9 protein-coding genes are annotated in these 14,400 nt (G+C 24.7%); 2 read left to right on the forward strand and 7 right to left on the reverse strand.

The genetic code is table 11. The annotated features are described in order from the left end of the window. Positions 1-16 precede the first annotated feature (16 nt). On the reverse strand, positions 17-1,402 hold the full coding sequence (locus N3A58_05285) for a S41 family peptidase (protein MCX8058806.1): 1,386 nt from the start codon (positions 1,400-1,402) through the stop codon (positions 17-19). Between the two features lie 214 nt (positions 1,403-1,616). Then, positions 1,617-4,325, reverse strand: a complete 2,709-nt coding sequence (locus N3A58_05290) for a hypothetical protein (protein ID MCX8058807.1) — start codon at positions 4,323-4,325, stop codon at positions 1,617-1,619. 118 nt (positions 4,326-4,443) lie between these two features. Between N3A58_05290 and N3A58_05295 the strand changes: the two genes are divergently transcribed. Then, complete coding sequence (locus N3A58_05295) at positions 4,444-6,048, forward strand: hypothetical protein (GenBank protein MCX8058808.1); 1,605 nt, start codon at positions 4,444-4,446, stop codon at positions 6,046-6,048. 10 nt (positions 6,049-6,058) lie between these two features. Here N3A58_05295 and gmk read toward each other — a convergent pair whose 3' ends face one another. The 5 genes from gmk to N3A58_05320 all read right to left on the reverse strand — a co-directional run bounded on the left by gmk (position 6,059) and on the right by N3A58_05320 (position 12,803). Beyond that, on the reverse strand, positions 6,059-6,655 hold the full coding sequence (gene gmk, locus N3A58_05300; protein ID MCX8058809.1) for a guanylate kinase: 597 nt from the start codon (positions 6,653-6,655) through the stop codon (positions 6,059-6,061). Between the two features lie 78 nt (positions 6,656-6,733). Continuing rightward, positions 6,734-8,479, reverse strand: coding sequence for a hypothetical protein (locus N3A58_05305; protein MCX8058810.1), 1,746 nt, complete (start codon positions 8,477-8,479; stop codon positions 6,734-6,736). 27 nt (positions 8,480-8,506) lie between these two features. Then, positions 8,507-9,181, reverse strand: a complete 675-nt coding sequence (locus tag N3A58_05310; protein ID MCX8058811.1) for a hypothetical protein — start codon at positions 9,179-9,181, stop codon at positions 8,507-8,509. Positions 9,182-9,256: 75 nt separating this feature from the next. Continuing rightward, entirely contained in the window at positions 9,257-11,686 is a 2,430-nt protein-coding gene (locus N3A58_05315; GenBank protein ID MCX8058812.1) for a methyl-accepting chemotaxis protein, read from the reverse strand. Positions 11,687-11,732: 46 nt separating this feature from the next. Beyond that, entirely contained in the window at positions 11,733-12,803 is a 1,071-nt protein-coding gene (locus N3A58_05320; protein ID MCX8058813.1) for a DUF362 domain-containing protein, read from the reverse strand. Positions 12,804-12,940: 137 nt separating this feature from the next. Between N3A58_05320 and aspS the strand changes: the two genes are divergently transcribed. Further along, positions 12,941-14,359 (forward strand): aspartate--tRNA(Asn) ligase, encoded by a 1,419-nt coding sequence (aspS, locus tag N3A58_05325; GenBank protein MCX8058814.1) that lies wholly within the window; start codon positions 12,941-12,943, stop codon positions 14,357-14,359. The last annotated feature ends 41 nt before the right edge of the window (positions 14,360-14,400 follow it).

Here is a 14,400-nt window from a genome sequence, read left to right on the forward strand (position 1 = left end):
TAAATATTAAATTCTATTATTTTATTAATTTTTTCATCTCTTCTATAGCTCTTATTAATTGAGGATCAAAATCAAGATTATAAAACATATCTACATTATTAATATTAATTTGATTAAAAATTAAATATCTTAATAAATAATCACTTAATTTCAACCCTTTACTATTTAGTTCTTTTTTAAGGTTTTCAAAATCTTGTGTAGAATAATTTTTTCCATATTCTTTAACAAATTTTTTAATATAACCATCCTGCAAAATTCTTGAAACTATTGTCTTCTCTTGATCTGTAAATTCTATTCCTTTTATTTCTATATCAGGAGATACACCTTGTTTATGTATAGGATAATTTCCTGGTGTAAAATATTGTGAAATTGTTAGAAATAAGGCACCACCATCCCTTAAATAAAATATTTGTTGAACTACACCTTTGCCAAAAGATTTAACACCTAAAATTAAAGCTCTTTTATAATCTTTCATAACTGCAGCAAAAATTTCAGAAGCTGATGCTGATCCATTATCAATTAAAACAATAATAGGAAATTTTTTGTCAACAAGTACTCCTTTATTTCCAGTATACTTTTCTTCGAGATTTTTATTTCTTCCCTTAGTATATAAAAGTAACTCATCATCAAAAAAATAATCAAGAATATTTATAACTTCATAAAGATAACCCCCTGGATTTCCTCTTAAATCGATAATCAAACCTTTAATATTTTTATTTAGAAGATTCTCTAAATGTTTCTTAAAATCTTCTGAAGATCTTTCTCCAAACTGCTCAATCTTAATAAATCCAATATTTTTGTTTAAAACATCTGATTTGACAAATTCTATTTTTATAACTTCTCTGACAATATTAAATCTTATTAATTCATTAACTCCTTCCCTTTTTATAGAAATTTGAACTTCTTTCCCAGGTGTTCCCCTTAACATACCAACTACAGCATCTAAAGAAAGGCCTTCTATATTTTTTCCATCAATTTCAATAATTTCATCCATTGGTAAAATACCTGCTTTAGCTGCTGGATACCCTGGAATTGGTTTTAAAATATAAATTTTTCCATCTCTTTCTCCCACCCAAGCTCCGATACCTCCAAACTCACCGCTTAAACTTTCCATTCTCTTTTTAAGTTCATCTTTATTGTAATAGTCAGAATATGGATCATTTAAAGAAGAAACTATACCTTTCTTAGCCCCTGAGAGCAAAATTTCATTTGAAGGAGGTTCTATATAGTAATTATTCTTAATAATACTAAAAATTTCCTGCATTTCTAATATATTATTAAAATCCGTAGAAAATTGTTTTGGTCTAATAAAATTTAAACTATTAGATAATATACTTATAAGTAATAAAATAAAAAACAAAATAGCTAATGTTTTCCAAATTTTTGTTTCATTAAAATTCATAATTATGAACTCCTTATATTCTTAAAAATAAATTATCATTATATTTCTTTTTTTAGTTTTATTTTCAATATTCATTTTAGTTATCTTTTTTATTTAATAAAAGAAAGTTTAAAATTTTATAAAAAAATTTATATTAATATTACATTATATTTTTTCTTAATCAAATATAAATTAAAATGAATATTTTGTAAATTAATTTATTTATTAAGAAAATTTAGTAATAAAAAATATCATTCTCTTCAAATATAGATTTTGGAAAATATTGAAAACTGTCCATTAGAAAAAGATCTCTTTTTATATCAGGATGTAAAACACTTAAAGAATTTATATAACTCTCTGAATTTACTACAGCATTTGGATTCAGCCATGAATATTCTTCTTTAGATTTAAGAAAATATTTTAATGCTTGATTCGCATAATCTTTATTTTTAGTTTCTTTATAAAGGTTGTAATAAGCTACACCAATATTATTATATAGACTTGCTAAATTTAATAAAGTATTTCTAACATCTGGATTACTAATATCTATTTTTTTTACTTTATATTTATTTAATTCCCAATATCCTATAGCAGCCTGAAAATAACCAATTGCAAGTTCAGGTTGATTTAGCTTTATAAAATTAAGTCCAAGTGCATGCTTTAAATTAACATTATCAAGGTATTTATTATGCAAAAATATAAATGTCTTTAATGAATCAAGATAGTTTCCAAGTTGATATTCTATCCACCCTAATATATAATCAAGATAATCAGAACTATATCCATAGTTTTTAGCTAATTTCATATATTCATATGCTTTTTTATAATCATTTATTTCAAAATACATTATTTTTCCTAAATTATAATAAGCTTTTGCAAATGTTTTATCTTCTGATATTGCAAGATTAAACTTTTCTGAAGCTAAAGAACTGTCTTTATATCCTTGATAACCAAAATTTATAATTATTTCACCTTGAAGATTATATATATATGGCAAAAGATTTTCTGTTGCTTTATTTGTTTTAACTAATCTTTCAGCAATTTGTAAATTTTTCATTGAAAGATTTACATCTTTTCTTTTAATATAATAAACACCAAGAAAATAGTAAGCCTTTGGATATTCTTTTCTTTTCTTTAAGACTAGTTCTACTATCTCTTTTCCTTCAGTATCATAATTATTTCTCATTAGTAAAAAGGCATATTCAGTAAAAACTACCTCATCAATAAAATTTTTATCTTTCTTCTTTATTTTATTATAATAAATATCACTACTTTTTAAATCTTTTAACTGAACATAATTTTTTAATATACCAAGTAAAAATTCTATCCTTTCCCCAATAACTCTATTTCCATCCTGATATACAATAATAGCATCTTTATAATTTCCTAGCCTTTCATATTTTTTAGCATATTCTAAATAAAGTCTAGGGTCCTTTGCAAACTTAACATTTGCATAAAGTGATTCCAATTGTTTCAATGCTTCATCTGTTTTCCCCATTTCAAAAAGTGCATCTGAAATTTTAAAATAAAACCTTATATCATCTGGATAAAAAACAAGTCCTGGATTTTTTAAGATATCTATGGCAATATTAAAATATTTTCTATTAATAAGTTCATCTGCATACTTAAGAATCCATTCTGGATATAATTTTGTTTTTGTAGCAATTCTAAAGTTTTCCATTGCTTTTTCTATTTTTTCTTCTTTTAAAGCTTGATAACCAATCTGGTAATATTTTTTTGCTTCTTGTGGTATATAAATATAAAAGTAAAAAAGAACAAGAAATATCATTAAAGTAAAAAATGAGATTGCAGTCCACTTTATATAAGGCCAAAGAATTTCAAATTGAGAAGGAATATATATCTGTTCTTCAACTTCTGCTTCAGGAGTAACTTTTATGTTAAGAGTCTTTTCAAGATAATTAACTACACTTTTATAAGGAGCAAAGGTAATAAGCATATCTAGTAAAGTTTTCAATTCATCAGGAGATAAAGCATCATTTAAAATAAGATTTTTTATATTTTTTGAAAGCCAAACTGGATAGGTTTTTAAAGCTGTTTTTATAGCCTCAAGATCATCATCTGTTAATTCTATATCATATTCTTGCTTTCCTGCTTCTTCCTCTGTATAAGCAATTTCAGAGAGGTCTGTAAGATCTATAACTTCATCTTTATATGATGGTATTTCTTTTTTTACAGATGTCTTTTCTTCAGCTTTTTCCTTTTCTAATGTGCCTAATTCATCAAGAGTCAATTCACTTTCTTCAATAGAAAAAGCTTCTTGTTCAGCAATTTTTTCTTCTTCTGGAAATTCAAACTTTTCTTCTTGACTCAATTCACTCTCTTCAATCTCAGCTATTTTTTCTTCTTTCAATTCCTCCTCTTTTTGAAGCTCAGATTCTTCAATAAATTGTTGTTCTTCAAATTTCGAAGTCTCTTTCTCTGGAGATTTATCAAGCTCCTCTTCTTTATATAAATCCGAAATATCAATTTCCTCAACTTCTCCTTTTACTTCCTCTTTGCTTTCAATTTTTTCCTCAATAGTCTGCTTCTCTAAATTTTCGCTTCCTATAACCTCTTCTCTTTCAGGAGCTTTTTCAAATTCCATCAAACTTTCAAGCTCCCCTAATCCACTTTCTTCAATTTCACCAAGGCTTTCTTCTTCTATTTTTTCTTCTTCTAAGCTTTCTTTTTCTTCAATAAAAGGCAGTTGTTGACTTTCAAACTCTTCATGTTTGGCACTTATTTCCTCTGTTTGTAAAGATTTTAAATCATCTCCTAAAATATTATCAAGGTTTAATTCTTTTTCTAAATCCTCTTCTATATTTAAATCTTTCTTTATTGTATCTAAAAATTCTCCAGATTCTTTAGAAATCTTCTTTTCAATATCACTAATGGTTCCTTCTCCTAAATGCTCTAAAATTTTATAAACCTTGTCTATTCCCATAAAGATTAACCCCTATACCCCTAAATTTTAATAAAATCAAAAAAAAAATAAAGTTTATTTATTAATTAATAATTTACATATCAAAAAAAAAATATAAAATAGTAAAAAATAATTTCATTTGGAGAAAATTATTATTGAATTAAATAAATCTATATGTAAAATAATATTTATTTTTTATTTTCTTTTTTACTTTTTGATATCAATTATTCTTTTACCAATTTTTCTTATAATCGACCTATTATTTAATATCAATAGAAAAGATTTAACTTTTTTTATTTATTCAAGGTATATTTTTCCTTTAAAATTAATTTTTAAAAAATTAAATAAAAATATTTCAAAAAATAATAATATTTTTATTTTTGCAACATCAGCTGGAGAATTAAAAACTATATCCAATAGTATAAATAAAGTAAATTTATACACTAAATACAACATAATTTTCTTTTACACCTCATTAACTGCTAAAGAATACTCTCAAGAGATTAATTTTATAAACCAAAATTTTTACCTTTTTCCTGATAATTTCCTTTATAATTTAATATTCTTTTTTAAATTTAAACCAAAAAAAATATACTTTTTTGAAAGTGAAATTTGGCCAGGAATTTTAATTTTTTCAAAGATTTTTAAAGCAACTTCATTTTTTTTACAAGCAAAATTACCTGATAACATAATTTTAAGTTTTTTATATCTTTTTCTTATTTTAATCTTATTCGATTTCATTATTCCTCAAGATAAATTAGAAGAAGAGAAAATAATTAAACTAACAAATTTTTTAAAAAGAAATAAAAAAATAAATAGTTATAATTTTTTTAATACAAAAATATTAGAATCTTTTAATTTTAAGTTATCTATAAATTTTAACAAAACTAATCCATATTTTCTAGAATCAATATTTAACAATAAAATAAATTTAATTACCTTTGCTTCAACTCACGCAATTGATGAACCTATTTTTTTTGAATTTATAAACATATTCTTGAGCATGGATTCATTTTCTAAATATAAAATTAATCATTATGAAAATTCATATAGAAATATATTCGTAATAGTTCCAAGACATCCTCAAAGAGCTAATGAAATAAATAATGCTTTGAATAAGTTTTTTAAAAGTAAAAATTCTAATTTTACTAATATTAAAAATCTTTCTGAACTCAAAAACTTTCTAAATTTAGTTGAAAATATTTTTATTAATGAAAATAATATTGATAAATATCAAGATTCTAAAATAAATTACTATAATATATTGAATAAAGCTATTCAAGAAATCGATCAACAAAATCTTATTATAATATGTGATAAATTTAATATTCTTAAAAACATTCTTGCAATTACAAAAATAACATTTTTAGGTGCAACTTTTTTTTGGCATGGTGGTGGACATAATATTATAGAACCTTTAATTTACAATAATCTCCTAATTTGTGGCCCTTATCTATTAAATCTTAAAGATATTTTTGAAGAAGTTTCAATAAAATTTGGAAAATCTTTAATATTTACCCCACCTGATGCTACAAAATTTATACAAAAAAAATATTTAAAAAAAAAGATAAATTATAATAAAAATATTATTTATATAAATAATTATGATGACTTCATTAATTTAATATTAAATTATCTTCTAAATATAAATAAAAACAATATGAGTTTCAACAATTTGTACACTTATTTTGAAAATCTTGACAAAAAAAATTTTGACAAATTAATTAAAATATTTGATTTATAAAATAATTTATCTAACTTCTTATGCTATTCTCTTCTAGACAATTCTTAACTAAGTAATTTTCTATTAAATTTTTTATTTTTTTATATGATTCTTCAAGATTATCATTTATTACAACATGTTTAAAAAAATAAGATTTTTCTATCTCTTCTTTTGCTTTTTTAATTCTTATATTTATTTGATCCTCTGTATCTCCTTTTCTATTTCTTATTCTTCTTTCAAGTTCTTCGATAGAAGGGGGCATTATAAATATTGATAATACATTAGGATACATATTTATAATTTTTTCACTCCCTTGAACATCTAACTCAAGTAAAATATTTTTTCCAGAATCAATAATATTTTTTATATAACTTTTAGAAGTACCCTTAAGATGTCCATAAACATTCGCCCATTCAATAAATTCTTCATTTCTAATCATTTCTAAAAACTTCTCCTCACTAACAAAAAAATAATCTCTGCCTTCAACTTCATCATTTCTTTTGGGTCTTGTATTATAAGAAACAGAGAAAACAAGTCTATCACTAAAATCTCTTTCTATCATTTTTCTTATTGTAGTTTTACCACTTCCTGAAGGTCCAGAAATTAAAATAATCTTACCCTTTAGCATACTTTTTACCAATATTGTTAATCTATTTTTAAATTTTTTATTCAAAAATTTAAATTCTTATTTTTAAACTAATTAAAATCATGTCAAATATTTTATAACATTTTCAGTAATTGCTTCCCAACCTAATTTATTTGATAAGCTTTGAAATTTAAATAGGAGATTAAACCTTTCTTGATTGTTTTTTGGCAAAACATTAAAAATAATATTTGCCATTTTATTAAACAACCTTCTCTCAATTAAAAACCTAGTTTCTTTATTTAAGGATAATGGATCAATTTTATTTTTTTCTAAATCCAAATGCCCTTCGCCTATAAAATCAAAACCAATAAAAGGTAATATTCCTTTTTCATTATTAAAAGAACATTTTAACAAATAAAAAGCTCCACAAGAAGTAGATAAAAAACTAAATCCTCCAAAAGGTATTGTTTCAAGCTGAGCAATACCAAATGGCTCGTAAATAGAAAAACCAATTTCAGCATCTGATCCTACTCTAAAATGCAAAAACTCAGCCTTTTCAGAAACTCTAAAACCACACTTTCTTCTTGAAAAACCAAACTGATTTATAAATATTCCTTTTATAGCTTTTGATTTTTCATTAAAAACTTCTAAAAAACTATTGATTTCAATTTCCATACCAACTAAATCAGGCCATCCCTCTTTGTGATAAACTGGCCAACCATACTCTTTTTCCATATTAAATATTTGAGATGAATCCCTTCCAGTACCTATTAAAGATGAAAGAAGCAAAAAAAATCCCTTACCCCCTGCACTTTTAACAATTTCATCCAACTCAAAAAGAAAGGTAAAATCCCTGTAAAATGCTTTACTTGGAACCATTCTAGCTACATGAGTAAATATAAAATCAGGCTCAAAATTAAAAAGATTTTTACAATAATCAATAAGAATATTCCTTGATTCTTCTTTTTCTCTTTGCTCTATAAATTTTATTGGTATACCATTATAAACAACTTTAACTTTGCTTTTATCAATTTCTGGATTTAGATATATATATTCATCTCTAACTAAATCAGAAACAGCATATATTAAGTCAAATTGTGTAGTCTTTTTAATAAGTATAGTTCTAGGATTTTCACTTTGTTGAGGATATCTTTGTAAAAGATCTACATTGTTTTTTTTGTCTTCTTCCATTTTAAGGTAAAATGATATATCATGGCCTTCAATCTTTTCTATTATAGATCTGACAGGTGATATCTCATGCGCATAATATATAGTCTTAGATTTATAAAAGGAAGGTTTTAAGAGAGTTGAAAGACAGGAAATAATCCCCATAAATTCATGAGAAAAGTGATAAAACTCATTTGACTCACCATATAAAGCTTGCAATAATTCAACATAAGGAATCCCTATTCTTAAATATTGTTCATAATCCCAATCTGATTCAAATTTAATAGATTCAAGTTTAAATCTTTCCCACAACTTATACTTAAATATATCTATCTCATTTTTATTCATTCCATTTATATCTACTAAAAGAATATCAACTTCAAGACTTTTTAGTGGATTAAACTCATTTGACAATATTCTTTTACCATAAATAATATTTATATTATATTTATCAATAATTGGTTTAAATCTATTTTCATAATTATCTTCATCATAGTAATCTCTATTTGAATAAAATACTTTTCCACCCTTTCCTAGTTTTGAAAAAATATCTCCTGGATTATAGAACAAAGGACCATAAAGAAGAGTTTTATTAAAAAAGTTTTTATATCTGTCTGAAGAACATAAACCATTTAAGACAGAACCAATACCTCCTATCTTTTGAACAGCCTCATGAGTTATATGTACTCCTATTTTCACAAATTCTCCCTGAATTTATATTAACTTTTAATATTGTTTTATTATAGTTGATATTTCAGCATCTTGGGTTTTTGAAACTTCTTTATTATAATAATCAATATATGCAATATACTTATCATTAAATTTAACCTGTAAATCAAAAGATATAGATGCTGCAAATAATGGAGATAGAATTATTTCATACTTATCGTTATAATTCCTATAGTATGGTAAATCTTCCCTTTGAGTAGGACCATATTTTTCATGCAATACTTTTTTAACTTCTAAAAAAAGCTTTTCAAGAAAACTTCTTGTAGTCTTAGTCATCAATGTATAAGTAATTTTTATAAATATTGGTTCCTTCTTTTCATTAAAAAAAATATAAACACTTTCATTATAAGTTTGATACTGTTTTTCAAATATAAGTAAAAATTTCCCAAAAATAGAATTTATCTCTTTCTCAGTAAATTTATAACCATTATTAGTAGCTCCAGATTTTAATGCATCATAATTTTTTGAAAAAGAAAAGAACCCATATGTAAATTCAGTAGGTGTTTGAGTTTTTTGTGATGCCTGAGAACTAGTTTGAGATGTCCCTGTTTGTTGTCCAGAAGTTCCTGTAGATTGTGCTTCCAATAAAAAATTGAATTGACAAACTATAATTAATAGTAAAAGTATAACAACATATAAAAGCTTTATTTTTTCTTTTATTATAATTTTCATATTTATCAGCCTTTTAATGTTTTTTAAGTTTTATTAAGTATTTAAATATATTTTTTAATAATTAAATATTCTGTTTTAAAAATCTTCACTTTCTTCTTTTAACCTTATTTTTTTATCATCTGAATTATCTAAATCTGGTAAATCACTTATAAACTCCTCTGGTTCTTTTAAATTCTCTTCATCTTTTAAATCCATATTATTTTTTGATTTTTTTTCAATTTTTTCCTTAATTTTTTGTAACTTTTCTCTTCTTTGTTTAACTTTATCATCTCTTAATGGGGTAATTTTTTCTTGTTCATCTGAAGTATCTTTGTTCTCTTTTTTCTTATAAGTAAGAGCTTTTAGCTCTTCCTCTTTAACTAAAATATTAATTTTCTCTTCCCCTTCTTTTTCAAGTTTAAAGAAATCAATCTCTTTTTCGTTTCTTTCAGATAATTCTTTAATTGTAATGCCTAATTTAGAAATGTTATTAATAGAAGAATTTATATTTGATATACCATGATCTATCTCAGTAATGCTTGTCTTTACTTCAGCACTTATTGTATTTAATTTCATAATTGCTTCATTTATCTGCTTTGTTCCCTCAGACATTTCATAGCTTGATGTTTTTACAATTGAACTTATTTCATTCATTTTTTTAAGAGCTTCCAAAACCTGTTTCCCTCCTTCATTTTGCTCAATCATAGCCTGTCTTACTTCTGCTACAACATTATCTACAAACTTTACATTTTCAGATAACTTATCAAAAGATTCATTTACATTTTTAGAAGTTAAAACCATTTTATCTATATTGGTTTTTATCTCTTTTAAGTTTTTTTCAACTTCTTTTGACTGATTCCCAGCAATCTCAGCCAATTTTCTTATCTCATCAGCAACAACTGCAAAACCTCTACCTGCATCTCCAGCATGAGCTGCTTCTATAGCTGCATTCATTGATAAGAGATTAGTTTTATTCGCTATGCTTATAATAAGGTTATTTGCTTCAAGAAGTTTTTCTGATTGTTTTGCTATTAAATTTATAATACTTTGCAACTCAATTACACTCTTTTTACCTGTTTCAGAAGACAATACAAGATTATCAACTGATTCTTTAGCTTTATTTGAAGAAGTTGTAACTGATGCAATATTTGCAATCATCTGTTCAACAGCAGATGATGATTCTGTTATGCTTGCAGATAGATCTTCAACAAGTTTTGAAAGATTTTCAATACTCCTTGTCATCTGCTCAACTGAAGCTGTTGTCTGAGTTACTGATGTTGCTTGGCTATCTATCTCTTCTGATGTATGTTTTATATTCGATGTAATTTGATTTATAGAAGCTGCTATTTGTGAAAGATTTACAGATAAAGTTTCAGAAGATTTTTTAAGTTCAGTAGACTCTTTTTTAAAACTTCTAATAACTTGATTTAGTTTTTCAATTGTGAGATTAAAGTTATAAATTATATTGCCAAGTTGATCCCCTGATTTTAGCATAATATATGATGAGAGGTCCCCTGATGAAAGTCTTTCTAAACCAACAAACAAAGCTTTAACTTTCCTAATTATTTGTTGATTAATAGTTATAATTAAGAAAACAAGAATTATTATAATTGATAATGCTGTTTCTATAATAGAGTTTCTTATTAATATAGTAGCTATTTCTTCGACTTCTTTCTTATTTATTGTCGCTGCAATAAAAAAATCAAACTTTTTTGATAAGTTATAAACACAAAATTTAGGTGTACCTTTATAAGTATAAGGAACTATTCTATTTGTCACATTATCTTCCAATTTATAAGTATTTGTTATCTTTATATAAAATTCCTCTTTTTTTACATCATTCCATAGCAACTCATTTTTTACATGAAAAAGTGTAGCTCCATCATATCCAAGAACAAAAAAATATCCAGATCTACCTATTTTATGTTTCCCAAAAATCTGTTTTCCTGCTTCAAAAAGATCAATTATATAGATAACATAAATCTTTTCTTCATTTTCTCTCTTTCTTTCAAAACTTCTTACAATTATTGGATTATTATTTAATTCAGATTTAAAATAGTTTCTTGGTGTTAAATTACCTTTTAAAATTTCATTAAAATAATCTCTATCTGAAATATTTATTCCTATTCTATCATTCAAATTACTCCACAACACTTTTCCAGTCGACTCTGCAATTATGTATTCTCTTATAAATTGGTATTTTGAAACTAATGTATAAATTCTTTCTCCAACAGCACCAGTATCTGGTCTTCTCCCATTTATGAAATCATTAAAATGCTGACCTGTTGAAATTAACGAAATAATAAAATCAAAAAACTCTATATTTTCATCAAAATTCTCAACAACATATTTAACTTTTTCATACATTTGCTCAAATCTTAATTTTTTTGTCTCTGATCTAACAAGATTCTCTATTGGTAAAATTAAAACTAAAGCAAAAATTAAAATAAAAAAGAAAAGCATAAAATTTATTTTTAAGCTGATAGACAAACCTTTTTTAAATTTATGAAATTTACTATTTTCCATATTTACCTCCATTTTATACAAACAATTAATATAATATAATATTTAATTATATCTCATATATTTTATAACTTATATCACCTATTCCTTTTTTATAACAATAATCTATAAGTTTATAGTAGTCAATATTTTTTCTAAATTCTATAAAAACATCTTTACCTGAAAATTCTTTTAATATATCAACTGATGCCTTATCAATAGCAACAGGGTCATATGAAAAAAGTATTCCTACATCAGAAGCAAGGGGATATTCTGAAAAATCCATACAATCACAATTTGGAGTTATATCTACTATAAAATTAATATAGAGAATTTTTTTATTTAATTCTTTTATATAATAGTATGTTACTTCCCCCATTTTTTCAAGAAATCTTTCAATAGATTCATTCCATAATATTCTTAAAGCTCCCTTTTTGCAAACTACTATACAATCAGCACACCCTATACAACTTTCATAATTAAAATTTGCAATTTTTTTTCCATCAACTACTTGAAAAGAAATTGCACCAGATGGGCAATATTTAATGCATAAACCACATCCTATACACTTTTCTTTATTTAAAGTTGGTTTCACATCTCCATGCATCTGTTGTTTTGTTGATCTGGGGGCAAAGCCCATACAAATATTCTTTATTGCCCCTCCAAAACCTGCTGCAATATGTCCCTTTATATGTGATACAACTACAATCTCATCAGAGTTGTAAATATCTCCTGCTATCCATATTTTTTTAAAAAATTTGGAATCTTCAGTATTTATCTCAACCCTATTATTCGATCTTAATCCATCGGCTATTATAATCGGTACTCCGGTAGAATCATACCCAAATCCATTGTAAATTGCTGAGTTTAGAAAGTCTACAGCATTCGTCCTTGCTCCTCTATAAAGAGTATTTGTGTCTGTTAAAAACACCTTACCACCTTTATTTTTAATATTTTCAACTATTCTTCTAATAAAAACAGGTCTTATATAACTTGTATTTCCAAGCTCTCCAAAATGCACTTTACATGCAACTATAGAATCTTTAATTATATTATATTTTATTTTATCAAAAGCATTATCAATATAGTTTAGAACAGATTTATTAATTTTTCTTAAATTAATAAAATAAACTTCACTCATAATAACCTATCTTTTAATAACTTTTATTATTTATAAATATATTTAATATTAAAATTATTAAAAATCAAATAGAATTATTTGACAAAAGGATAAAATTAAATATATTTGGTTAAAAAATGATATAGGAACAGCTAATTATGAAAATACTCAAAGTCGAAGAAAAATCAATAAAATCAAATTTCTATCCATTAATAAATCCTTTTTCAGAAATAAATAGAAATTTTTTGCCAGAACTCTTAAACTTTTCATATCAAAATATTGACTATATTAAAATCAACGATGAAGTTAATTTAAAAGGAGCTATACATAGGATAAGATTACTACCAAACGTATGTTTTATTATATTAAGAACAGATAGATCTTTAGTCCAACTAATAGTTGAAGAAAGTGATTTTAATAAATTAAATATAAATAACTTTATTGAAGGTGATTTCATTGAAGTTAAAGCAAAAAAGAGAGAAGCACAACTTAAAGACAAATCTATATTTCCTAACAATTTTGAGTTTTTAGTAACTGAAATAAAATTAATCCATAGACCAAAAGAGGTTCCACCATTTGAAATAAATAAAAAAGAGTTAAATGTTAAACCTGACACAGAATTTGATTACAGACCTATAAGTTTAAGACATCCTAAAAAAAGAGCCATTTTTAAGATAGCAGAAGCAATCTCAAATGCTTTTGGATTTTACCTTTCATCTCTTGGTTTTACAAGAATTCATACTCCAAAAATTGTTTTTGCTGGAGCTGAAGGTGGTACAAATATATTTAAACTTCCATATTTTGATAAAGAAGTTTTTCTTGCCCAATCTCCACAATTTTACAAACAATATGGAGTTGGAATATTTGGTAGAGTTTATGAAATTGGCCCTGTATTTAGAGCAGAAAAACATAATACTTCAAGACATTTAAATGAATATATTTCTCTCGACTTTGAAATGGGATATATTGATTCTTTTTATGATGTAATTCAAATTGAGATCGGATTTTTAAAATTTCTTTACAGTTATTATTTGCCAACTTTTTATAAATTTGAAATAAATCTACTTGATATAAAACTCCCAGAAACAGATAAATTTCTTGCACTTACTATTAAAGAGATTCATGAAATAGTATTTAATGAAACAAAAAAAGACTATAGAAATGAACCAGACCTTTCACCAGATGAAGAAAAATATATTTGTGATTGGGCATACAAAAATTATCAAACAGAATTTGTTTTTGCTACAAATTTCCCAACTTCTAAAAGACCATTTTACACAATGGAAACAAAAGATGATCCATCAGTAACAGAATCTTTTGATCTCTTATTTAGAGGACTTGAAGTTACTACTGGAAGTCAAAGAATTCATGACTATGATATGCAGGTTGAGAAACTAAAAAGATTTGGATTAAATCCAGATGATTTTGAATCTTATCTTCAGATACACAAATATGGAATACCTCCACATGGCGGATTAGCAATAGGTCTTGAAAGATTAACTGCAAGAACAATAGGTCTTGAAAATGTTAAAGAAGCTTCAATGTATCCAAGAGATATTAATAGAGTTACACCATAATAAATTAAAAAATTAACTATATCATAAATATTAAAATTTAT

It is taken from the genome of Spirochaetota bacterium (assembly GCA_026415295.1).
In the GTDB taxonomy this organism is placed as follows: Bacteria; Spirochaetota; JAAYUW01; order JAAYUW01; family JAOAHJ01; genus JAOAHJ01.